This is a genomic window from Kitasatospora sp. HPM-01-4 (genome assembly GCF_051374625.1).
In the GTDB taxonomy this organism is placed as follows: domain Bacteria; phylum Actinomycetota; class Actinomycetes; order Streptomycetales; family Streptomycetaceae; genus Kitasatospora.
Genome location: NZ_JBPQGP010000005.1, coordinates 6,406,918 through 6,428,206 on the forward strand (window position 1 = coordinate 6,406,918; position 21,289 = coordinate 6,428,206).

The 21,289-nt window shown below is 72.9% G+C and carries 27 protein-coding genes and 1 pseudogene; 24 read left to right on the plus strand and 4 right to left on the minus strand.

Going from position 1 to position 21,289, the window contains the following annotated elements; all coding sequences use genetic code 11:
* Positions 1-60: 60 nt before the first annotated feature.
* From ACSMTC_RS27960 to ACSMTC_RS27970, 3 genes are all read left to right on the plus strand, one after another.
* Positions 61-1,071 carry an ABC transporter ATP-binding protein gene (locus ACSMTC_RS27960; RefSeq protein WP_436564833.1) on the plus strand — a complete coding sequence of 337 codons (1,011 nt, stop codon included), beginning with the start codon at positions 61-63 and terminating at the stop codon, positions 1,069-1,071.
* A gap of 85 nt (positions 1,072-1,156) precedes the next feature.
* Positions 1,157-1,957, plus strand: a complete 801-nt coding sequence (locus ACSMTC_RS27965; RefSeq protein ID WP_436562475.1) for an ABC transporter permease — start codon at positions 1,157-1,159, stop codon at positions 1,955-1,957.
* A 71-nt stretch (positions 1,958-2,028) separates the two neighbouring features.
* Entirely contained in the window at positions 2,029-2,793 is a 765-nt protein-coding gene (locus tag ACSMTC_RS27970) for a hypothetical protein (protein ID WP_436562476.1), read from the plus strand.
* Positions 2,794-2,908: 115 nt separating this feature from the next.
* On the opposite strand, the gene ybaK is transcribed toward ACSMTC_RS27970, so the two are convergent.
* Positions 2,909-3,400 carry a Cys-tRNA(Pro) deacylase gene (ybaK, locus tag ACSMTC_RS27975; protein ID WP_436562477.1) on the minus strand — a complete coding sequence of 164 codons (492 nt, stop codon included), beginning with the start codon at positions 3,398-3,400 and terminating at the stop codon, positions 2,909-2,911.
* A 29-nt stretch (positions 3,401-3,429) separates the two neighbouring features.
* Complete coding sequence (locus tag ACSMTC_RS27980) at positions 3,430-4,158, minus strand: LON peptidase substrate-binding domain-containing protein (protein WP_436562478.1); 729 nt, start codon at positions 4,156-4,158, stop codon at positions 3,430-3,432.
* A gap of 494 nt (positions 4,159-4,652) precedes the next feature.
* On the opposite strand from ACSMTC_RS27980, the gene hisD reads away from it, so the two are divergent.
* From hisD to hisF, 8 genes and pseudogenes are all read left to right on the plus strand, one after another.
* A complete protein-coding gene (gene hisD, locus ACSMTC_RS27985; RefSeq protein ID WP_436562479.1) occupies positions 4,653-5,963 on the plus strand; it encodes a histidinol dehydrogenase in 1,311 nt (436 codons plus the stop codon).
* A pseudogene (locus tag ACSMTC_RS27990) lies at positions 5,960-7,036 on the plus strand (histidinol-phosphate transaminase); the annotation flags it as partial. The gene hisD and the pseudogene ACSMTC_RS27990, both read left to right, overlap by 4 nt.
* A gap of 112 nt (positions 7,037-7,148) precedes the next feature.
* A complete protein-coding gene (hisB, locus tag ACSMTC_RS27995; RefSeq protein ID WP_436562480.1) occupies positions 7,149-7,742 on the plus strand; it encodes an imidazoleglycerol-phosphate dehydratase HisB in 594 nt (197 codons plus the stop codon).
* Positions 7,739-7,891 (plus strand): hypothetical protein, encoded by a 153-nt coding sequence (locus ACSMTC_RS28000; protein ID WP_436562481.1) that lies wholly within the window; start codon positions 7,739-7,741, stop codon positions 7,889-7,891. Before hisB ends, ACSMTC_RS28000 begins: the two co-directional genes overlap by 4 nt.
* A gap of 17 nt (positions 7,892-7,908) precedes the next feature.
* Complete coding sequence (hisH, locus tag ACSMTC_RS28005; protein WP_436562482.1) at positions 7,909-8,544, plus strand: imidazole glycerol phosphate synthase subunit HisH; 636 nt, start codon at positions 7,909-7,911, stop codon at positions 8,542-8,544.
* A 20-nt stretch (positions 8,545-8,564) separates the two neighbouring features.
* A complete protein-coding gene (gene priA, locus ACSMTC_RS28010) occupies positions 8,565-9,290 on the plus strand; it encodes a bifunctional 1-(5-phosphoribosyl)-5-((5-phosphoribosylamino)methylideneamino)imidazole-4-carboxamide isomerase/phosphoribosylanthranilate isomerase PriA (protein WP_436562483.1) in 726 nt (241 codons plus the stop codon).
* The gene (locus ACSMTC_RS28015; RefSeq protein ID WP_436562484.1) at positions 9,287-9,721 is read left to right on the plus strand and encodes a RidA family protein; all 435 of its coding nucleotides are present in this window, start codon (positions 9,287-9,289) and stop codon (positions 9,719-9,721) included. The genes priA and ACSMTC_RS28015 overlap by 4 nt, the downstream gene beginning before the upstream one ends.
* Complete coding sequence (gene hisF, locus ACSMTC_RS28020) at positions 9,718-10,488, plus strand: imidazole glycerol phosphate synthase subunit HisF (protein WP_436562485.1); 771 nt, start codon at positions 9,718-9,720, stop codon at positions 10,486-10,488. Before ACSMTC_RS28015 ends, hisF begins: the two co-directional genes overlap by 4 nt.
* A gap of 37 nt (positions 10,489-10,525) precedes the next feature.
* Here the strand turns inward: hisF and ACSMTC_RS28025 are convergent, their stop codons facing one another.
* Together ACSMTC_RS28025 and ACSMTC_RS28030 are read right to left on the minus strand one after the other, a co-directional pair.
* Entirely contained in the window at positions 10,526-11,182 is a 657-nt protein-coding gene (locus ACSMTC_RS28025; protein WP_436562486.1) for a TIGR03085 family metal-binding protein, read from the minus strand.
* Between the two features lie 47 nt (positions 11,183-11,229).
* A complete protein-coding gene (locus ACSMTC_RS28030) occupies positions 11,230-11,805 on the minus strand; it encodes a hypothetical protein (RefSeq protein ID WP_436562487.1) in 576 nt (191 codons plus the stop codon).
* A 285-nt stretch (positions 11,806-12,090) separates the two neighbouring features.
* On the opposite strand from ACSMTC_RS28030, the gene hisI reads away from it, so the two are divergent.
* The 13 genes from hisI to ACSMTC_RS28095 all read left to right on the plus strand — a co-directional run bounded on the left by hisI (position 12,091) and on the right by ACSMTC_RS28095 (position 21,205).
* Positions 12,091-12,465, plus strand: a complete 375-nt coding sequence (hisI, locus tag ACSMTC_RS28035) for a phosphoribosyl-AMP cyclohydrolase (RefSeq protein WP_436562488.1) — start codon at positions 12,091-12,093, stop codon at positions 12,463-12,465.
* A gap of 44 nt (positions 12,466-12,509) precedes the next feature.
* Positions 12,510-14,027: an anthranilate synthase component I gene (locus ACSMTC_RS28040; RefSeq protein WP_436562489.1), complete on the plus strand. Its 1,518-nt coding sequence runs from the start codon at positions 12,510-12,512 to the stop codon at positions 14,025-14,027.
* Positions 13,990-14,151, plus strand: coding sequence for a hypothetical protein (locus ACSMTC_RS28045; RefSeq protein WP_436562490.1), 162 nt, complete (start codon positions 13,990-13,992; stop codon positions 14,149-14,151). The genes ACSMTC_RS28040 and ACSMTC_RS28045 overlap by 38 nt, the downstream gene beginning before the upstream one ends.
* Before the next feature lie 34 nt (positions 14,152-14,185).
* Positions 14,186-14,812, plus strand: coding sequence for a TIGR02234 family membrane protein (locus tag ACSMTC_RS28050; protein ID WP_436562491.1), 627 nt, complete (start codon positions 14,186-14,188; stop codon positions 14,810-14,812).
* A gap of 105 nt (positions 14,813-14,917) precedes the next feature.
* A complete protein-coding gene (locus ACSMTC_RS28055; protein ID WP_436562492.1) occupies positions 14,918-15,175 on the plus strand; it encodes an HGxxPAAW family protein in 258 nt (85 codons plus the stop codon).
* A gap of 115 nt (positions 15,176-15,290) precedes the next feature.
* Positions 15,291-15,734 (plus strand): DUF2752 domain-containing protein, encoded by a 444-nt coding sequence (locus ACSMTC_RS28060; protein ID WP_436562493.1) that lies wholly within the window; start codon positions 15,291-15,293, stop codon positions 15,732-15,734.
* 309 nt (positions 15,735-16,043) lie between these two features.
* Positions 16,044-16,856 carry an indole-3-glycerol phosphate synthase TrpC gene (gene trpC, locus ACSMTC_RS28065; RefSeq protein WP_436562494.1) on the plus strand — a complete coding sequence of 271 codons (813 nt, stop codon included), beginning with the start codon at positions 16,044-16,046 and terminating at the stop codon, positions 16,854-16,856.
* Between the two features lie 9 nt (positions 16,857-16,865).
* Entirely contained in the window at positions 16,866-17,015 is a 150-nt protein-coding gene (gene trpM / locus ACSMTC_RS28070; RefSeq protein ID WP_436562495.1) for a tryptophan biosynthesis modulator TrpM, read from the plus strand.
* A 52-nt stretch (positions 17,016-17,067) separates the two neighbouring features.
* Positions 17,068-18,297, plus strand: coding sequence for a tryptophan synthase subunit beta (gene trpB / locus ACSMTC_RS28075; RefSeq protein ID WP_436562496.1), 1,230 nt, complete (start codon positions 17,068-17,070; stop codon positions 18,295-18,297).
* A 2-nt stretch (positions 18,298-18,299) separates the two neighbouring features.
* Positions 18,300-19,109, plus strand: a complete 810-nt coding sequence (gene trpA, locus ACSMTC_RS28080; protein WP_436562497.1) for a tryptophan synthase subunit alpha — start codon at positions 18,300-18,302, stop codon at positions 19,107-19,109.
* A gap of 234 nt (positions 19,110-19,343) precedes the next feature.
* On the plus strand, positions 19,344-19,631 hold the full coding sequence (locus tag ACSMTC_RS28085) for a hypothetical protein (protein ID WP_436562498.1): 288 nt from the start codon (positions 19,344-19,346) through the stop codon (positions 19,629-19,631).
* A gap of 159 nt (positions 19,632-19,790) precedes the next feature.
* Positions 19,791-20,309 carry a MauE/DoxX family redox-associated membrane protein gene (locus ACSMTC_RS28090; RefSeq protein WP_436562499.1) on the plus strand — a complete coding sequence of 173 codons (519 nt, stop codon included), beginning with the start codon at positions 19,791-19,793 and terminating at the stop codon, positions 20,307-20,309.
* Positions 20,310-20,347: 38 nt separating this feature from the next.
* On the plus strand, positions 20,348-21,205 hold the full coding sequence (locus ACSMTC_RS28095) for a DsbA family protein (RefSeq protein ID WP_436562500.1): 858 nt from the start codon (positions 20,348-20,350) through the stop codon (positions 21,203-21,205).
* Positions 21,206-21,289: the final 84 nt, after the last annotated feature.

Sequence of the window (21,289 nt, forward strand, 5' to 3'; positions counted from 1 at the left end):
CGGCCGGCACCGCAGGCCAGGCCGCAAGGCGACCTCGGCGGCACCGGGCAGTACACCGGGCTGTGCTGCACCGTGCGAGACCTTGCGAAGACGTACCGCAGCCCGGGCCGGGGCCTCGGCCGAGGCCGTGGCCGCAGCGCGGCCGAAGGCGGTGCCGAGGACGGCGGCAGCGGCGTGATCCGGGCCAACGACGGCATCGACCTGGACGTCCGGCGCGGCGAGATCTTCGGCCTGCTCGGCCCGAACGGCGCCGGGAAGTCCACCCTGGTCCGCCAGCTCACCGGGCTGCTCCGCCCCGACCGGGGCAGCGTGCACATCCTCGGCCACGACATCGTCCGCCACCCCGAACGGGCCGCCAGGCTGCTCGCCTACCTGGGCCAGGAGTCCACCGCGCTGGACGAGCTGACCGTGGCCCTGGCCGCCGAGACCACCGGCCGCCTGCGCGGACTCACCCTGGCGGGGGCACGGAGCGAGACGGCCGACGTCCTGGCCGAACTCGGCCTCGAACCGCTCGCGCACCGCCCGCTCGCCAAGCTCTCCGGCGGTCAGCGCCGGCTCGCCTGCTTCGCCGCCGCGCTGGTGGGCGAGCGGCCGCTGCTCGTCCTGGACGAGCCCACCACCGGCATGGACCCGGTCGCCCGCCGCGCGGTCTGGTCGGCGGTGGACCGCCGGCGCGCCGAGCGCGGTACCACCGTGCTGCTGGTCACCCACAACGTCATCGAGGCGGAGACCGTGCTGGACCGGGTCGCCGTGGTCGACCACGGCAGGGTCATCGCCTGTGACACCCCCGGCGGGCTGAAGGCCCTGGTGGACGGCGACGTCCGGCTCGACCTGGTCTGGCGGACCGAGGCCCCGACCGAGGTCCCCGCCGTCGCCAGGCTCGCCGAGCAGGCCGAGTGCACCGGCCGCCGCTGGACCGTGCGCACCAGCCCCGAGCGGGCCCGCGAACTGGTCGCCGCCGTCACCACGGGGCCCGCCTTCGCGGCCCTGGACGACTTCACCCTGGCCACCCCCAGCCTTGAGGACGCCTATCTCAAGCTGGGCGGACGAGGCGGAGGGCTGACGAGGTGAGGCCGGGGTACCGGGAGGCCGCCGGTCGGGGACCGGCGGCGGTCGGTGACGTACGAGTGACGATCATTTCTTTCGAGGTGGACCGGTGACCCTGCTCGACCGTCCGGTGGCGGCGACCGAGAGCGAGGCGCCGCTCGCGCCCGCCGCGCGGTTCCTGCCCTCGCTGGCCGCCGTCTACCGGGCCCAGCTGGCCCGGGCCAGGGTGGCCCGGATCCCGCTGCTCTTCGTGGCGACCTTCCAGTCGCTCGGCATCCTGGTGATGATGCGCGGAGTGGTGGACCCGGGCGCCAACTCCGCCGCGTACGCCGTGGTCGCGGGGTCCAGCGTGCTGGTGGTCGCCTTCGTGGCGCTCAACCTGCTCGCCCAGTACTTCGGCAGGCTCCGGGCGACCGGCGGGCTGGACCACTACGCGACACTGCCCGTGCCGCCCGCCGCCGTGGTGCTCGGGGCGGCCGGCGCGTACGCCTCGTTCACCGTGCCCGGTGCGCTGGTGACGGCCGCCGCGGGCGCGGTGATGTTCTCGCTGCCGCTGGCGAACCTGTGGGTACTGCTGGCCGTGGTCCCGCTCGCGGGCGCCGCGCTCTCCGGTCTCGGCGCGGCCTGCGGGCTGCTCGCGCCGCGGCAGGAGATCGCCACCCTGCTGGGCCAGCTCGGGATGTCCGCCGCGCTGCTGCTGGGCGTCCTGCCGGTGGACCACCTGCCGCAGGCCGTCCGCTGGCTGCGTGACCTGCTGCCCTCGACCTACGGGGTCGAGGCCTTCGCCCGTACCTTCACCCCCGGCCCGGACTGGGCGGCCGTGGGCGGGGACCTGGCGGTCTGCGCGCTGGTCGGCCTGGTCTCGCTGACGCTGGCGACCTGGGCGTACCGGCGGGCGACCACCCGCTGAGCGGGTACCGAAGGCGCCTTCCGCCGAGGGCGGGCCCGTCCCGATCCGGCGAGTCGTGAAACGATGGGGCCGTGACCGTACCGAACACACCCGCGGGTCCGGGCGCCGGGCAGCTGCCCGAGCCCGATCCGTACGCAGTCGATTCCGACCTCCGCGAGCCGGCGCGGGAACGGCGGCCGCTGCTGCCGGAGCTGCGGCTCGGCGCAGTGCTGACGGTGGCCGGTGTACTGCTGGGTGTCGTCGTCGGCCTGCTCTGGCTCTGGCTGGCCCCCCGGGTGATGCTCGTCGTGGTCGGCAACGCCATCCAGTACGTCGACCCCGAGGGGGAGCAGCGGGCCGGTGCCGACAGCGTCTTCGTGCTGCTCGGGCTGGGCGCCGGAGCGCTCAGCGCGCTGGCCGCCTTCCTGTTCACCAGGGCGCGGGGCGGCGGCATCGCCGTCGCGGCCGGGCTGGCGGCGGGCGGGCTGGCGGGGTCGTATCTTGCCTGGCGTCTGGGGTGCTGGCTCGGGCCGACCATGGACGTGGTCGCGCACGCCAAGGCGGTCGGGACGGGCGTGCAGTTCAGCGCCCCGCTCAAGCTCGGCGCGGAGGGTGCGCTGCTGGCGTGGCCGATGACCGCGCTGGTGGTGCTGCTGATCCTGTCGGCCGCGTTCGGCAAGCGGGAGGAGGACCCGCCGCCGTACTGGGCGGGCCCGGAGTGGACGGGCCCCGGTGAGCCGGCCGTCCACCCCGAGGAGGGAGGCAGCGCCGCGGCGGCGGAACCGGCGGACAAGCCCCGGACGGACCCGGAGCCCCCGGCCGCCCCGACCGGGCAGGGACCCACGCCGCCCGCGTAGCGGCCGCCCGGGGGCAGCCTTGCGCCTCGCCCCCGTCTTCCCCCGGGATTCGCTGTTCCATCGCTGCCGCACCGCACCCGGAGGCCGGCCCCGAGCGGAGTCCGCCTCGATGCGCCTAGCGGCTGATGGGGGCGGTGCGGGCGTTGGTGAGGGCGGCGAGGTCGGCGGGGGAGAGCTCGACCTCAAGGCCCCGCCGGCCGGCGGAGACGTAGACGGTCGGGTGGTCGAGGGCGCTGCTGTCCAGGACGGTGCGCAGGGGGCGGCGCTGGCCGAGCGGGGAGATGCCGCCCCGGACGTAGCCGCTGCTGCGCTCGGCGGCCGCGGGGTCGGCCATCGCCGCCCGCTTCCCGCCGACGGCGGCGGCCAGCGCCTTGAGGTCCAGCTGCCCCAGGACCGGGACGACACCGACGGTCAGGGTGCCGTCCACCTCGGCGACCAGGGTCTTGAAGACCCGGCTGCCGTCCACGCCCAGGGCCTCGGCGGCCTCGCCGCCGTAGGAGGCGGCCGCCGGGTCGTGCGCGTACGCGTGCACGGTGAACGCGACCCCGGCCGCCTCCAGTGCCACCGTCGCGGGCGTGCCCTGCCCGCCCTTCGTCTTCTTCGCCACAGTCGGCCCTCCCGGCGCTGTCGGTACGGTCAGTTCGGGCTGAACGCCTGGCGGGTCAGGTCCGCCGCGGGCAGCGAGGGCAGCCGGGCGATCAACGCGCTCTCCCTGCGCAGCAGTTCGAGTTCGAGGGTGAGCCGCTGCGCGGTGTCGGGGCAGGCCAGCAGTTCCTGCTTGACCTGGGTGGGCAGTACGGAGGCCGCCGCGACCAGGTAGGAGAGCACCTGCGGGTCGGACGGCAGCTCCTGCTCCCCGGCCAGGCTGGCCTCGCGCGCGCCCGCCAGCCGCTTGCGGTAGGCGAAGAAGGCCCGCTCCACACCGGCCGCGAGCGCGCCCGCGCCGTCGCCCGGCCGCTCCTCGATCGGCTCGGTCTCGCCGACCAGGTAGGCGCCGCCGGTGTCCACGTCGTGCAGCCGGAACCGGGTGGTGCCGGTGACGAGCAGCTCGTACCGGTCGCCGGGGAGCTCCTTCACGGAGGCGATCGAGGCCACGCAGCCGACCTCGTACAGGGCCTCCAGCGGATGGCCGGTCACCGTGCCCAGGCCGTCCAGCGGACCGGCCGGGCCGTCCGGCTCGCGGACCGGGGCGACCTCACGGCCGTCCCGGATCGCCACCACGCCGAACCGGCGGGGCGGGTCCTCGGGCTGGACCATCAGATCGCCGACCAGCCGCCGGTAGCGCTCCTCGAAGACACGCAGGGGCAGTACGAGTCCCGGGTAGAGGACCGTGTTGAGCGGGAAGAGCGGGAGCCGTTCTGTCACGGCGGACAGACTAGACGGCCGACGGCCCGCCGCGCGCCGGGCTTGTGCCGGGGAGGGGGCGAACGGGACACCGGGCGGGCGGCCCGGTACGCGACCGCGAGGCCGCCCGCCGGCCGGTTCGGGGGAGGCGACACGCCCGGGTCGTGCGGAAGGGCCGCGGCACGCGGGCGGTCACCTCGGCCCGGACCATCCGCCCGGGGCCCCGCCGATGGTCCGAAAAGGGGTCGTCCACACCGGTGTGTTCCACGCCATGTCCATCCGGGTTCATCCGCTTCCGAGGTGGGGCGGAACACGTTTCGGTGCGGTCGGGAAAGGCCCGCGGATCGTATGTCCCCCCATTGCGGAAGGCATCCCACAGGCCTTGTTCCGCCGCCGTCCGCCCGCTCGGCGGCCGCTCTGCCGCGGTTCTTCCGTGATCTTGGTTTGTCTCGGCTCACGTATCACGGACTGAAATGCGAGACCGCCACTTCTGGCCACTCCTTACACTTGCTTCTGTGATCTCCCGAATTGATCTGCGCGGCTCCTCCTACCAGGACCTGCGCGACGTGCTGCCCCGTGCCGAGTTCGACGTGGAAGCCGCCCTGGAAAGGGTGCGGCCGATCTGCGAGGACGTACGCCATCGCGGCGTGGCGGCACTGATCGAGATCACCGAGCGCTTCGACGGCGTCCGGCTGGAGACCACCCGGGTCCCGCAGGCGCGGATCGACGAGGCACTGGCCACCCTGGACCCGAAGGTGCGGGCCGCGCTGGAGGAGTCGATCCGCCGCGCCCGGCTGGTCCACCGCGAGCAGCGCCGTACCGACCACACCACCCAGGTGGTGCCCGGCGGCACGGTCTCCGAGCGCTGGGTGCCGGTCGACCGGGTCGGCCTGTACGTGCCCGGCGGCCTGGCCGTGTACCCGTCCTCCGTGGTGATGAACGTCGTCCCGGCGCAGGAGGCCGGGGTCGCGGGCATCGCCGTCACCTCGCCGCCGCAGAAGGCCTTCGGCGGCTCGGTGCACCCGACGATCCTGGCGGCCTGCGCGCTGCTCGGCGTCACCGAGGTGTACGCGGCCGGCGGCGCCCAGGCGATCGCGATGTTCGCGTACGGCACCGAGGAGTGCCGCCCGGTGAACCTGGTGACCGGCCCCGGCAACATCTACGTGGCCGCCGCCAAGCGCCTGCTCAAGGGCCGGATCGGCATCGACGCCGAGGCGGGCCCGACCGAGATCGCCGTCCTGGCCGACGACAGCGCCTCGGCGCGGGACGTCGCCGCCGACCTGATCAGCCAGGCCGAGCACGACCCGATGGCCGCCTCGGTGCTGGTCACCGACTCGGTCGCGCTGGCCGAGGCGGTCGAGCTGGAGCTCAAGGAGCAGGTCGCCCGGACCAGGCACCGTGAGCGGGTCACCACCGCGCTGGGCGGCAGGCAGTCCGGCATCGTGCTGGTGGACGACGTCGAGCAGGGCCTGGACGTGGTCAACGCCTACGCCGCCGAGCACCTGGAGATCCAGACCCGGGACGCCCGCGCGGTCGCCGCCCGGGTGCGCAACGCTGGCGCGATCTTCATCGGCCCGTTCGCGCCGGTCTCGCTGGGCGACTACGCGGCCGGCTCCAACCACGTGCTGCCCACCGGCGGCTGCGCCTGCCACTCCTCCGGCCTGTCGGTGCAGTCCTTCCTGCGCGGCATCCATGTGGTCGACTACTCCCGCGAGGCGCTGGCCGACATCGCCGCGCACGTGGTGAACCTGGCCGAGGCCGAGGACCTCCCCGGTCACGGCGACGCGATCAGGGCGAGGTTCGATTGGACGGTGCCGGGGCAGTGAAGATCGACGACCTCCCGATCCGCGACGAGCTGCGCGGCCAGTCCCCGTACGGCGCACCGCAGTTGGACGTTCCCGTCCAGCTGAACACCAACGAGAACCCGTACCCGCTGCCGGAGCCGATCGTCGCCCGGATCGCCGAGCGGGTCGCCGAGGCCGCCCGCACCCTCAACCGCTACCCCGACCGGGACGCGATCGAGCTGCGCGAGGCGCTGGCCGCGTACCTGACCAGGACCACCGGCTTCAGGCGCACCCGAGAGCAGGTCTGGGCCGCCAACGGCTCCAACGAGGTGCTCCAGCAGCTGCTGCAGACCTTCGGCGGCCCCGGCCGCACCGCGCTCGGCTTCGAGCCCTCGTACTCGATGCACGCGCTCATCTCCCGTGGCACCGGCACCGGCTGGATCTCCGGCCCGCGCAACGACGACTTCACCATCGACCTGGCCGCGGCCAAGGCGGCGATCGCCGAGCACCGCCCCCACGTGGTCTTCGTCTGCTCGCCGAACAACCCGACCGGTACCGCGGTCGACACCGACACCGTCCTCGCGCTGTACGAGGCCGCGCAGGCCGCCCGGCCCAGCCTGGTGGTCGTGGACGAGGCGTACGTCGAGTTCTCGCACCGCGCCTCGCTGCTGCCGCTGCTGGAGGGCCGCCCCAACCTGGTGGTCAGCCGCACCATGTCCAAGGCCTTCGGTGCCGCCGGGCTGCGCCTGGGCTACCTGGCCGCCGACGCCGCCGTGGTGGACGCCGTGCAGCTGGTCCGGCTGCCCTACCACCTGTCGGCCGTCACCCAGGCGACCGCGCTGGCCTGCCTGGAGTACACCGACACCCTGCTCGGCTACGTCGCCCAGCTGAAGGACGAGCGGGACCGCGTGGTGGACGAGCTGCGCGGGCTCGGGCTCGAAGTCACCGACTCCGACGCCAACTTCATCCAGTTCGGCCGCTTCGCCGACACCCACGCGGTCTGGCAGGCGATCCTCGACCAGGGTGTCCTGGTCCGCGACAACGGAGTGCCCGGGTGGCTGCGGGTCACCGCCGGCACCCCCGCCGAGAACGACGCCTTCCTGGACGCCGTCCGCCTCGTTCTCCCGCCCTCCTCGCCCGCCATCGGGCAGGAGGGGGCCGAGCTCACTTCCACCCTCGCCGGAGCGCGCTCCGCGCGCGCGGCCAGTCAGGAGTTGTAGGAACCTCATGTCCCGTATCGGACGCGTTGAACGCACCACCAAGGAGACCTCGGTCCTGGTCGAGATCGACCTCGACGGCACCGGAAGGACCGACATCTCCACGGGCGTCGGGTTCTACGACCACATGCTCGACCAGCTCGGCCGGCACGGTCTGTTCGACCTGACCGTCAAGACCGACGGCGATCTGCACATCGACACCCACCACACCATCGAGGACACCGCCCTGGCCCTGGGCGCCGCCTTCCGGCAGGCGCTCGGCGACAAGGTCGGCATCTACCGCTTCGGCAACTGCACCGTGCCGCTGGACGAGTCGCTCGCCCAGGTCACCGTGGACCTCTCGGGCCGCCCCTACCTGGTGCACACCGAGCCCGAGGGCATGGCGCCGATGATCGGCACCTACGACACCACGATGACCCGGCACATACTCGAGTCCTTCGTCGCCCAGGCACAGATCGCGCTGCACGTCCACGTCCCGTACGGGCGCAACGCGCACCACATCGTGGAGTGCCAGTTCAAGGCCCTGGCGCGGGCCCTGCGGTACGCGTGTGAACACGACCCGCGCGCGGCGGGCATCCTCCCCTCGACCAAGGGGGCGCTGTGAGCAAGTCCGCCACGCTGCTGATCATCGCCGGGCTGTTCCTGTCCGGCGGCGTGTACTCGTTCTGGAAGCAGAAGCACTCCAAGAGCGTGATCGCGGTCCTCGCGATCGGCGCCGTGATGTGCCTCGCCGCCGGCCTCCTGCGCCTCTAGAGACCCGGAAGACTGACATGTCCAAGAATGTTGTGGTGCTGGACTACGGCTCCGGTAACCTCCGCTCCGCCCAGCGCGCCCTCGAGCGCACCGGCGCCGATGTCACCGTGACCTCCGACTTCCAGCAGGCGTTGGACGCGGACGGCCTGCTGGTCCCTGGTGTGGGCGCCTTCGAGGCCTGCATGCGCGGGCTGAAGGCGGTGCGCGGCGACCAGATCATCGGCCGCCGGCTGGCCGGCGGCCGCCCGGTGCTCGGCATCTGCGTCGGGATGCAGATCCTCTTCGAGCGCGGCGTCGAGCACGGCGTGGAGACGGCCGGCTGCGACGAGTGGCCCGGAACCGTCGAGCCGCTGGACGCGCCGATCGTCCCGCACATGGGCTGGAACACCGTGGACGCGCCCGAGGGCAGCCGCCTGTTCGCCGGCCTCGACCCGGACACCCGGTTCTACTTCGTGCACTCCTACGGTGTGCGCCGCTGGGAGCTGGAGACCCACAGCCAGCGGATCAACGCCCCTCTGGTCACCTGGGCCACCCATGGGCAGCCCTTCGTCGCCGCCGTGGAGAACGGTCCGCTCTGGGCCACCCAGTTCCACCCCGAGAAGTCCGGCGACGCCGGCGCAGCCCTGCTGACCAACTGGGTCAACACCCTCTGAAGCCTGGAAAGTTGCATACGATGAGCCGTCTGGAACTCCTTCCCGCCGTCGACGTCCGCGACGGCCAGGCCGTCCGGCTGGTCAAGGGCGCCTCCGGCACCGAGACCTCCTTCGGTGAGCCGCTCGCCGCCGCCCTCGCCTGGCAGAACGCCGGCGCCGAGTGGCTGCACCTGGTCGACCTGGACGCCGCCTTCGGCACCGGCAGCAACCGTGAGCTGCTCGCCGAGGTCACCGGCCGGCTCGACATCAAGGTCGAGCTCTCCGGCGGTATCCGCGACGACGAGTCGCTGGCCGCCGCCCTCGCCACCGGCTGCACCCGCGTCAACCTCGGCACCGCCGCCCTGGAGAGCCCCGAGTGGGTCGCCAAGGTCATCGCCGAGCACGGCGACAAGATCGCGGTCGGCCTGGACGTGGTCGGCACCACCCTGCGCGGCCGCGGCTGGACCCGGGACGGCGGCGACCTGTACGAGGTGCTGGCCCGCCTCGACTCCGAGGGCTGTGCCCGCTACGTGGTCACCGACGTCAACCGCGACGGCACCCTGACCGGCCCCAACCTGGAGCTGCTGCGGAACGTCTGCGCCGCGACCGACAGGCCCGTAGTTGCCAGCGGCGGCGTCTCCTCGCTGGACGACCTGCGCGCCATCGCCACCCTGGTCCCCGAAGGTGTCGAGGGATCGATTGTGGGCAAGGCCCTCTACGAGCAGAAGTTCACTCTCGAAGAGGCCCTGGAGGCTGTGTCCCGATGACCGAAATCCCGGCCCCGCAAAGCTCGTTGAGGATCTCCGGTACTTCTCCCTGGGAGGAGGAGTTCGGGTACTCCCGCGCCGTGCGGGCCGGGGACTTCGTTCTGGTGGCAGGCAGCACCGCGTACGACAACGGGGTCGTCCTGAACGAGGGCGACCCCTACCAGCAGACCCTCGCCGCTTTCGGCGTGGTGTTCAAGGCCCTGGCCCACTACGGCCTCGACCCGGCGGACGTGGTCCGCACCCGGATGTACATCACCCACGTCCGGGACTCCGAGGAGGTCGGCCGGGCGCACAAGAAGCTCTTCGACGCGATCCGCCCGGTGACGAGCATGGTCGTGGTGGAGGGCCTGATCGACTCCCGGATGATGGTCGAGGTCGAAGTCGACGCCTACCGTCCCGGGCTCGCAACCTCCCTGGAAGGCAAACCGTGACCCTCGCAGTACGTGTCATCCCCTGTCTGGACGTCGACGCCGGGAGGGTGGTCAAGGGAGTCAACTTCCAGAACCTGCGCGACGCCGGCGATCCGGTCGAGATGGCCAAGCTCTACGACGCCGAGGGCGCCGACGAACTGACCTTCCTCGACATCACCGCCTCCTCCGGCGACCGGGAGACCACCTATGACGTGGTCCGCCGCACCGCCGAGCAGGTCTTCATCCCGCTCACCGTGGGCGGCGGCATCCGTACGGCGGAGGACGTCGACCGGCTGCTGCGCGCCGGGGCCGACAAGATCGGCGTCAACACGGCGGCGATCGCCCGTCCGGAGCTGATCCGGGAGATCGCGCGGCGGTTCGGGCGGCAGGTGCTGGTGCTGTCGGTCGACGCGCGGCGCTGCCCGGAGGGGACGGAGACCGCCTCGGGGTTCGAGGTCACCACGCACGGCGGGCGTCGCGGCACCGGGCTGGACGCGGTCGAATGGGCGGGCCGGGCGGCCGAGTTGGGGGCCGGCGAGATCCTGCTCAACTCGATGGACGCCGACGGGACCAAGGACGGCTACGACCTGGAGATGATCCGCGCCGTACGCAAGGCCGTCTCCATCCCGGTGATCGCCTCCGGCGGGGCGGGGAAGCTGGCCGACTTCGCCCCCGCGGTGACGGCGGGCGCCGACGCGGTGCTGGCCGCCAGCGTCTTCCACTTCGGCGACCTGCGGATCGGCGAGGTCAAGAACGCCCTGCGGGAGGCGGGTCACCCGGTCAGGTAGCACCCGCCGGGCAGTCCCCGCGCTCCCGGGGAACGCGTCATCGCCCGGAGGGCTCGGAGGCGGGCAGCGGAAGTACGGCGCCGAGGGTCTCGACCGCGGAGGCTGGGCCCTCGACCCGGAGGGTGGTGTGGGCGCCGCGGCCGAAGGCGAAGAGGGTCAACTCGGCGGGGGAGCCGGTGAGTTCGACCTGGTCGGTGCCGTGGGGGCCGAACTCGAGGCTGCCCGCGCCGGGCCAGCGCAGCGACAGCCGTACCGGGGTCTTGCGTCCGGCCTCCAGACGGCTGAGCATCGGCAGGCGCCGCCACAGGGCCTGGGCCAACTCCGGTGCGACCTCCTGCGGTTGCCACTCGACCGCGCGGCGGACGTCCTCGGCGTGCACGAAGTACTCGACCGTGTTGGCCGCCTCGTCCACCCCGGGCAGTGCGAACGGCGACAGCCGCGGCGGCCCCGAACGGAACAGCCGCACCAGCTCCTCGTACGGCCGCTCCGCGTAGCCGGCCTGCACCCGCGCCGTCCACCCCGCCAGCGCCTGCACCCGGATCCCGGGCGCGGCGTCCGCGCGCCGCTCCCGCAGGACCAGGTGGGCGGCCAGATCGCGGGTGGACCACCCCTCGCACAGCGTCGGGGCGTCGGGACCGGCGGCGATCAGCAGCTCGGCGAGCCGCTGACGCTCCGTACGGGCGGAGTTCGACATGCGTTCCAGCCTACGCCGCCCCGGGCGCGCCCGGCGACGCCGGATGATCACCCGTCAGCGGGCAGCTGCGAGCGGAAGTGCCCGGTCGTCTTCGGGCCGCCCTGCTGGTCACTGACCGTCATGGTGCACGTCGCGTCCCGGAAACCCTGCTGGTAGAACTTCAGATAAGGACCGATGGGGAAGCCGTAGAACTGCCCGCCGCCCTGCTCCCGCTCCCACTCGGTCAGCGGCGCCTGGCACAGCCCGCGCAGGGCGCGGCCGATCACCAGGTCGTCGGTCAGCCCCTCGGGCAGCACCACGTTGGCGATCGCCTCCCCGTCGTGCGGCTGGGCGCACGGGCGCTGCTCGGGCTTGGTGATCCCGGTGCTCAGCTGCTGGTGGTCGAAGCACGTACCCGGTGGGAAGTACGGGTAGGGCAGCACCTTCGACGGGCTCGCCGACGGGCTGGACGGGAACGCGACCGCGGGCGGAGGAAGGGCCACCCGGTGCCGCTCCGGCCACAGGAACAACCCGCCCAGCGCCGCCGCCACGACCACGGCCAGCAGCGCCATCCGCCACCACCGCCGCCGTCCGGACGCCCGGCCGTACTCCGGCGGCACGCCTCCCATAGGCCCCTTGTCCACCTCAACCCCCTTGGCTCGCAGCCATTCTGGCCGTGCGGAGGGCCGCTTGGCAGGGGATTGACGACAACGGTCCGGGCGGAAGCACCCCGAACGCGGCCGGGTGCGGACCGGCTGCGGCACGGGTCTGATCACGAGCGGTCCGACGCGGGCCGGGAGCGCCGGTCGCGGGCGGCTCCCGGATCTCCCCGGCCTCCCGGAGCCGCCGGTCCGCGGTGCTACACGGCGCCCGGTGGCCACGGCGGGTGACCACCGCCGGTAACCACACGCACCTGCGAGAATGGCCGTATGTCCACCACTCCCGCCGCCCCCGGCAGCACCGCTCTGGCCGCCGACATCGCCGCCCGCCTCAAGCGCACGCCCGACGGCCTGATCCCCGCCATCGCCCAGCAGTACGACACCGGTGAGGTGCTGATGCTCGGCTGGATGGACGACGAGGCGCTGCACCGCACGCTGACCACCGGCCGCTGCACCTACTGGAGCCGCAGCCGCCAGGAGTACTGGGTCAAGGGCGACACCTCCGGGCACTACCAGCACGTCAAGTCCGTTGCGCTGGACTGCGACGCCGACACCCTGCTGGTCCGGGTCGACCAGGTCGGCGCGGCCTGCCACACCGGCACCCGCACCTGCTTCGACACCGACGTACTGCCCCTCGCTGGTTAGTCTTTCCACCCGTCAGTCCCTGCTCACGAACGGTGAAGTACCCCATGGACATTGAGGCCTTCCGCAAGCTCGCCGTAGACACCCGGGTCATCCCGGTCACCCGCCGGCTCCTCGCGGACGGGCTCACGCCCATCGGTCTGTACCGCAGCCTGGCCGCCGAGCGCCCCGGCACCTTCCTGCTGGAGTCGGCCGAGCAGGGCCGCAGTTGGTCGCGCTACTCGTTCGTCGGGGTGCGCAGCGCCGCCACGCTCACCGCCGACCAGGACGGCAACGCGCGCTGGCACGGCACCCCGCCGGTCGGCATCCCCACCGGCGGCGACCCGCTGGAGGTGCTGCGGGCCGCGCTCGCCGCGCTGCACACCCCGCGCGGCGCCGACGACGGCCTCCCGCCGCTCACCGGCGGCCTGGTCGGCTACCTCGGCTACGACATCGTCCGCCGGCTGGAGAAGCTGCCCGACCGCACCCCGGACGACCTGAAGCTGCCCGAGCTGACCATGCTGCTCGCCACCGACCTCGCGGTGCTCGACCACTGGGACGGCTCGGTGATCCTCATCGCCAACGCGGTCAACCACAACGACCTGGCCAGCGGCGTGGACGAGGCCTACGCGGACGCGGTGGCCCGCCTCGACGCGATGGAGGCCGATCTGCTGAAGCCGGTCCCCTCGGGGCTCGCCACCTTCACCCCGACCGCGGTGGACGCCCACTCGCCCTTCGGCGGCGAGCCGTACGGGCAGGCGGTGGAGGAGATCAAGGAACGGATCCGGGCCGGCGAGGCCTTCCAGGTGGTCGTCTCGCAGCGCTTCGAGGCGCCCTGCCCGGCCAGCGCGCTGGACGTCTACCGGGTGCTGCGCACCACCAACCCCAGCCCGTACATGTACCTGTTCCGCTTCCCGGGCCCCGACGGCACCGCGCAGGGCGGCTTCGACGTGGTGGGCTCCAGCCCGGAGGCGCTGGTCAAGGTGACGGAGGGCGAGGCGCTGCTGCACCCCATCGCCGGTACCCGGCCGCGCGGCGCCACGCCGCAGGAGGACGCCGAGCTCGCCGCCGAGCTGCTCGCCGACCCCAAGGAGCGGGCCGAGCACCTGATGCTGGTCGACCTCGGCCGCAACGACCTGGGGCGGGTCTGCACGCCGGGCAGCGTCGAGGTGGTCGACTTCATGACGATCGAGCGGTACAGCCATGTGATGCACATCGTCTCCACCGTCACCGGTGAGGTGTCCGAGGGGAAGACCGCCTTCGACGTGCTCACCGCCTGCTTCCCGGCCGGGACGCTCTCGGGGGCGCCCAAGCCGCGTGCGATGCAGATCATCGAGGAGCTGGAGCCCACCCGCCGGGGCCTGTACGGCGGCTGCGTCGGATACCTGGACTTCGCGGGCGACGCCGACACCGCGATCGCGATCCGGACCGCCGTGCTCCGCGACGGCACCGCCTACGTCCAGGCCGGCGCGGGCGTGGTGGCCGACTCCACCCCGGAGGGCGAGGACACCGAGTGCCGCAACAAGGCGGCGGCCGTACTGCGGGCCGTTGCCACGGCCAACACGCTCCGTACGCCGCTGGCGTGATGCCATCGAGGCACTGAGTCACGCGCAGCAGGAGAAGGTCCCGTTCGGCGAGGACCTGCACGTCCCGCTGGAGGGCCGCACGCTGGTGATCAGCACCGACGAGTTCCCGAAGGACCCCGCCTGACCCGGGCGGGTGTGCGGTCGGGGATAGTGGACGGGTGAGTGCTACTACCTCGTCCGAGTCCGCCGCATCCGTCCCCGCCGAGCGCAGGGGTGGCCGGCGCAGTCTCGGGATGATGCTGCTGCTGACCGCGCTGGGCGCGGTGCTGGTGCTGACCTCGGTGGGGCGGACCTGGGCCGAGGGGTCGCTGCCGGGGAAGATGGCGGTCTCGGTGACCGGCAGTGCGGTCTCCGGGTTGCCGACCGGGCTGACGCTGGCCGTGATGGCCGCGGCGGTGGCGGTGTTCGCCGTGCGCGGAGTCGGCCGGATCGCGGTCGGTGCGCTGGCGGTGCTGGCCGGGGCCGGGGTGGCCCTCGCGTCCGCGCTCGGGGCTTCGGACACCGCCGCGCTGGACGCGGAGGCGGCCCGCAAGCTGGCGCTGGTGAGCGCGCAGGCCGAGCTCCCCAGCCACACCGCCTGGCCCTGGGTGGCGGTGGCCGGCGGAGTGCTGCTGACGCTGGCGGGGCTGGTCACCGTGCGCTCGGGGCGGGGCTGGCCCGCGATGGGCGCACGGTACGAGGCGCCGGCGGGCAAGGGCCAGGGGGCGCGGAAGCAGCCGAAGCCCGCCGGGACTCCGGCCGAGCTGTGGCAGGCCCTGGACCGTGGCGAGGATCCCACCGGTTGATTGCCGCCCCCGCTTGGGTCCGTATGTCAGGGCCCGGCACAATGGATGACGTCAACCCTCCCCCAGCCTTCGGGCGGGGCCCCGGAGACTCAAGGAGCACCATCAATGTCGGCAGCAGCGCGCCAGGCCCACGGCCACACTCCCGCCGCCTGGACTGGCGTGACCATCAGCTTCATCGGCTTCATGGTCAGCGGCGTGGCCATGATCCTCCCGAACGTCCTGATCGTCTGGGCCGGGATCGCAGTCGTCCTGCTCGGCGGCGTGGTCGGCAAGGCCATGCAGATGGCGGGCATGGGCAAGCAGCCGAGCAAGCACGTCGGCGCCACCGCCACCGACAAGCCGGCCACGGTCTCCGTCTCCTGACGGCACCCGGTAGGAACCATCGAGCGGCGGGCGCCACCACGCCCGCCGTTTCGTGCTCCCGCCACGCCCTGCCGGTACGGGTACACGGGGGCGCCCGCAGGGAAGAATCGGCGGGATGAAAGCGACTCCCGGACCATCCGTCCCCCAGCCCTCCGTGCTGCGGCGGCTGAGCCGACCGCTGACCGCGCTGGCGGCTGTCGCCCTCCCGACCGGGTACGTCGCGGCGGTGGATCCCAACGCGCCGGGCCACTACCCCACCTGCCCGGTGCTCCAGGCGACCGGCTGGTGGTGCCCCGGCTGCGGCGGACTGCGCTGTGCGCACGCGCTGACCCGGGGGGACCTGATCACGGCGGGCCACGACAACCTGCTGGTGCTGCTGCTGGCGGGGGCGGTGGGCGTGCTCTGGCTGTGCTGGCTGTGGGCGGCGCTGACGGGCGGCCGCGCGCCGCGCGTCGCCATCGGCGGGCGCGGGGCGGTGGTGCTGGTCCTGGTGCTCACGCTCTTCACGGTGGTGCGCAACCTGCCGATCGGTGCGGGCCTGGCACCGCCGGCGGCCTGACCGGTGTGACCAACCGTTCACGACCCCTTCGGCCTGCTGCTTTCCGCAGGCGCCGGGCGCGGACGGCCGAGCAGCGCGGAGGGCGCGTACGCCGGTCCGCCCAACGAGACGTACGCCGGACTGATGCGGTTCGCGCCCCCGGCGCCCGATACCATCGAAGAGCCGATGGGGACGGATACGAACAGGATCGTCACCGTTCCTGACCAGTCCACACCCCACGGCCTTGACTGGATCTGCCAGGTCGGAGGGCCGCTCGCCCTCCGGCATCAGCTGGCCGAATGCCTAGCAGAGAATGATGGGGGCGCTCTCGTGAGTGTGCTCGACGAGATCATCGACGGGGTCCGGCAGGACCTCGCCGAGCGACAGACCAGGGTCTCCCTGGACGAGCTCAAGGAGCTGGCTGCCAAGGCGCCCGACGCCAAGGACGGCGTGGCCGCACTGCGCGGTGACGGTGTCCGGGTGATCTGCGAGGTCAAGCGCTCCAGCCCGTCCAAGGGCGCGCTGGCGGCGATCGCCGACCCGGCCGCCCTGGCGCGTGACTACGCGGCGGGCGGCGCGGCCGCGATCAGCGTGCTGACCGAGCAGCGCCGCTTCGGGGGTTCCCTCGCCGACCTGGACACCGTCCGGGCCGCGGTGGACACCCCGATCCTGCGCAAGGACTTCATCGTCACCTCCTACCAGCTCTGGGAGGCCCGCGCCCACGGCGCCGACCTCGCGCTGCTGATCGTGGCGGCACTGGAGCAGCCCGCTCTGGTCTCGCTCATCGAGCGGGCCGAGTCGATCGGGCTGACCCCGCTGGTCGAGGTGCACGACGAGGAGGAGATCGCCCGCGCGGTGGACGCCGGAGCGAGGATCATCGGCGTCAACGCCCGCAACCTCAAGACCCTCGAGGTGGACCGCAACACCTTCGGCAACGTGGTGGACGCCATCCCGGACCACATCGTCAAGGTGGCCGAGTCCGGGGTCCGCGGCCCGCACGACCTGATCGCCTACGCCAACCTCGGCGCGGACGCGGTCCTGGTCGGTGAGTCGCTGGTGACCGGCAAGGACCCGAAGGCCGCGGTCGCCGACCTGGTCGCGGCCGGCGCCCACCCGGCGCTGCGCAACACCGGACGGGGCTGACCCGCAGCCGTGTCCGTACTCGCCCGCCTCGCCCCCGGCTGCCGCCCGCGCGGCTGCCGCGCGCCCGCACGCCGGGTGCTGGGGCGGCGGGTGCGGTACGTGATCGGCTGCGAGCCCGGGCAGGTGCAGGGCCGTCGATGGCGTAGGACGTCCGGCTGAGAAGCCACCCCGACGTCACCGCAGACCATCACACCCTAGGACGTATCAAGAGATGTCCGAGAACGACTACCTGCCGGGTGCCCAAGTCCCCGACGCACGAGGCTACTTCGGCGCGTACGGCGGCCGCTTCATCCCGGAGGCGCTGGTCGCCGCCGTCGAGCAGGTCGCCGAGGAGTACGAGAAGGCCAAGGCCGACCCGGCCTTCGCGGCCGAGCTCGACGCGCTGCTCAAGGACTACACCGGCCGCCCCAGCCCGCTCACCGACGTCCGCCGGTTCTCCGCCGAGGCGGGCGGCGCGCGGATCCTGCTCAAGCGCGAGGACCTGAACCACACCGGTTCGCACAAGATCAACAACGTGCTGGGCCAGGCGCTGCTCACCCGGCGGATGGGCAAGACCCGGATCATCGCCGAGACCGGCGCCGGCCAGCACGGCGTGGCCACCGCCACCGCCTGCGCGCTCTTCGGCTTCGACTGCACCATCTACATGGGCGAGGTCGACACCCAGCGCCAGGCGCTGAACGTCGCCCGGATGCGGATGCTCGGCGCCGAGGTCGTCGCGGTGAAGTCCGGCAGCCGCACGCTGAAGGACGCCATCAACGAGGCGTTCCGCGACTGGGTCGCCAACGTGGACTCCACCCATTACCTGTTCGGCACGGTGGCCGGCCCGCACCCGTTCCCGATGATGGTCCGCGACTTCCACCGGGTGATCGGCGTGGAGGCCCGGCAGCAGGTGCTGGACCGCACCGGCAGGCTGCCGGACGCCGTGGTCGCCTGCGTCGGCGGCGGCTCCAACGCGATGGGCATCTTCCACGAGTTCATCCCGGACGCCGGTGTCCGCCTGGTCGGCTGCGAGGCGGCCGGCGAGGGCGCGGACACCCCGAAGCACGCCGCCACCCTCACCAAGGGCGACCCGGGAGTGCTGCACGGCTCGCGCACCTACGTCCTCCAGGACGAGGACGGCCAGACCATCGAGAGCCACTCCATCTCGGCCGGTCTGGACTACCCGGGGGTCGGCCCCGAGCACGCCTGGCTGAAAGACACCGGCCGCGCCGAGTACCGTCCGGTCACCGACGACCAGGCCATGCAGGCGCTGCGCCTGCTGTCCCGTACCGAGGGCATCATCCCGGCCATCGAGAGCGCCCACGCGCTGGCCGGCGCCCTGGAGCTGGGCCGCGAGCTCGGCCCCGAGGCCACCATCCTGGTCTCGCTCTCCGGCCGCGGCGACAAGGACATGCACACCGCCGCCGAGTACTTCGGTCTCTACGACAGCGAGGGCAAGTGACCATGGCTTCGAAGCTCACCGCGGCCCTGGCCGCCGCCAAGGCCGAGAACCGCGCCGCGCTGATCGGCTACCTCCCGGCCGGGTTCCCGACCGTGGCGGGCGGGATCGAGGCGGCGGGCGCCCTGATCGAGGGCGGCTGCGACGTCGTCGAGATCGGGCTGCCGCACTCCGACCCGGTGCTGGACGGCCCGACCATCCAGACCGCGGACGACATCGCGCTGCGCGGCGGCGTCCGGATCAAGGACGTGCTGCGCACCGTCGCCGAGGTGGCCGCCGCGCACCCCGAGGCCGCGGTGCTGGTGATGACGTACTGGAACCCGGTCGACCGCTACGGCGTGGCGCGCTTCGCCGCCGACCTGGCCGCCGCCGGGGGAGCGGGCTGCATCCTGCCGGACCTTCCGGTGGAGGAGTCCGAGGAGTGGCGCAAGGCGGCGGGTGAGCACGGTCTGGACACCGTCTTCGTGGTGGCCCCCAGCAGCAAGGACGCCCGCCTCGCCGAGGTCACCGCGGCCGGCTCCGGCTTCGTGTACGCCGCGGCCGTGATGGGCGTGACCGGCACCAGGTCCGCCGTCGGCAACCTGGCCGAGGACCTGGTCGCCCGCACCCGGGCCACCACCGAGCTGCCGGTCTGCGTCGGCCTCGGGGTCTCCAACGCGGCCCAGGCCGCCGAGGTGGCCCGCTTCGCGGACGGTGTGATCGTCGGCTCCGCGTTCGTCCAGCGGATCCTGGACGCCGACGGCGACCAGGCGGCGGCACTGGCCGCGGTCCGCACCCTCGCGGGTGAACTGGCGGAGGGCGTCCGCCGCCGCTGACGGCAGTCACCGGAGCGGCCCGTCACCTCCCCCGGGGAGGTGACGGGCCGTCGTGCGTACCGAAGCCGGTGAATCCGTACGGGTGAAGAGTCGGCGGCTCACGCATCAGGGGTGATTGACCGGCGTTGAGTGGAGGGACCACTGTGCGGTGCCGCTCCGCGGTGCCGTGCGCCCCGTGTGGTCCGCGCACCGCCCGGTGTCCGTGACCGCCGACTGCCGTGAGGGAGCAAGTCTGTGCCGTGTCTCCACCGAGCCGTACTCCTGCGGGCCGCCGCCGCCGCGCTGACGCTCTGCGCGGCCGTCGGGCTGGAGGCCGCCGTCGGGCACTCGCTGGCCGCCCGGGGAGCGGAGCGGGCCGAGCGGGACGCGGTGGTGTGCGCGGAGACGGCACGGGTGGCCGAGGCGGTGCGGATGGCCGAGGCGGTGCGGGCCGACCGCACCCGGGCGCAGCGCGGACACCTCACCGGCCATGCCGTCCCCAAGGGCGCGCGGACCTGCGCGGGCGGCGGTACGAGCCCGTAGCGGCCGGATCGCGTGCTGCGACGGCGCAGTCGAACAGATCGGACATCAACCTCCAGATGTCACTCATTCGGCGTAATGTGCGAATTGGGAGGAACCATCACTCTTCCCCTACGGTTCATCAGGAAGCGTGAGCGGGAGCGAGACCCAGGGGGAGACCTGATGGCCAGTCAGATCGCCGAGTCGCGGACCAGTGACCGGCCGGTGCTGCGGCGGGCGGTGGACGGGCCGGTGGGGGAGTGGGTCGGGCTGGCCGTACGGCTGGCTCTGGCGACGGTCTGGGGCTGGGCCGGACTGGCGAAGATCTCCGATCCGGCCGAGGCGGCACAGGCCGTGCGGGCGTACGAGATCCTGCCGGAGTCGCTGGTCAAGCCGGTCGGTTACGGGCTGCCGTTCCTGGAGCTGGCGCTGGCGCTGCTGCTGGTGATCGGCCTGGGCGTGCGTGCGGTCGCCGTCATCTCCGCCCTGCTGCTGCTCACCTTCATCGGCGGGATCAGCTCCGCGTGGGCGCGCGGCATCTCGATCGACTGCGGCTGCTTCGGCGGCGGCGGGGCGGTCGACGCCTCCAAGACCGAGTACCTGCAGGAGATCCTGCGCGACTGCGGCTTCCTGCTGCTCGCCGCCTGGCTGCTGTTCCGGCCGCGCACCAGGCTCTCGGCCGACGCCTGGCTGGCCGCCTAGCCACCCATCGACCCGACCCCCACTTGGACACGGCAGGTATGAGCGAGAAGAACCGAGAAGGCAAGCGCAGCGCCCGCGAGCGGATGCTGGAGGCGCGCGCGGCCGAGGAGGCGCGCGCCAAGCGCAACAAGAAGCTGGGCGTCGTCGGTGTGGTGGCCGCGGTCATCGCCGTCGCCGTGGTGGCCGGCGTGACGGTGCAGAACCAGCGCTCCAAGCCGGAGACCCCGGCCGCCGCCCCGGCCGGCACGATCGGCGACAAGAAGCTGGTGATCCCGTCCGGGCCGGCCAACGCACCCTCCGTACTCACCGTGTACGAGGACCCGCGCTGCCCCGCCTGCGGCGCCTTCGAGCGGACCTTCGCGCCGACCATCGACCGGCTGGAGGACCAGGGCAAGCTGTACGTCAACTACCACATCGTCTCGTTCATCGACCGCTCGCTCGGCGGCAAGGGCTCCAAGTACGGTGCCAACGCGCTGGCCTGCGCCCAGGACGCGGGCCACTTCCGCGACCTGCACGACGTGTTCTACCGCAACCAGCCGGAGGAGACCTCCGACTCCTTCGGTGACAAGGCCACGCTGCTCAAGCTGGCCAAGCAGGTCAACGGCCTGGACACGCCGGCCTTCGAGAGCTGCGTCAACGGCAACAAGTACGGCGGCTGGGTCTCCTCGGTGCAGCAGGACTTCGACAAGTCCAGCTACAAGTCGACCCCGACCGTGCTGCTCAACGGCAAGCCCGTCTACCCGAAGAACGGCGAGGAGCAGATCTCCCCGGAGAGCCTGGTCAAGTGGGTCGACGCGGCCAACCAGGGCAAGCCGCTGGGCACCACCGGGTCCGGCAAGGAGAGTCCCGCGCCGACCAGCACCGCCGTCGAGACCAACACCCCGCCCACGCCGTAACGGCTCCCGGCGGCAGAGAAGAGGGGACTGTTCGGAAGCTGTGACCCCGTCCGGTGCCGTTCCACCGGGCGGGGTCCGGTAGCG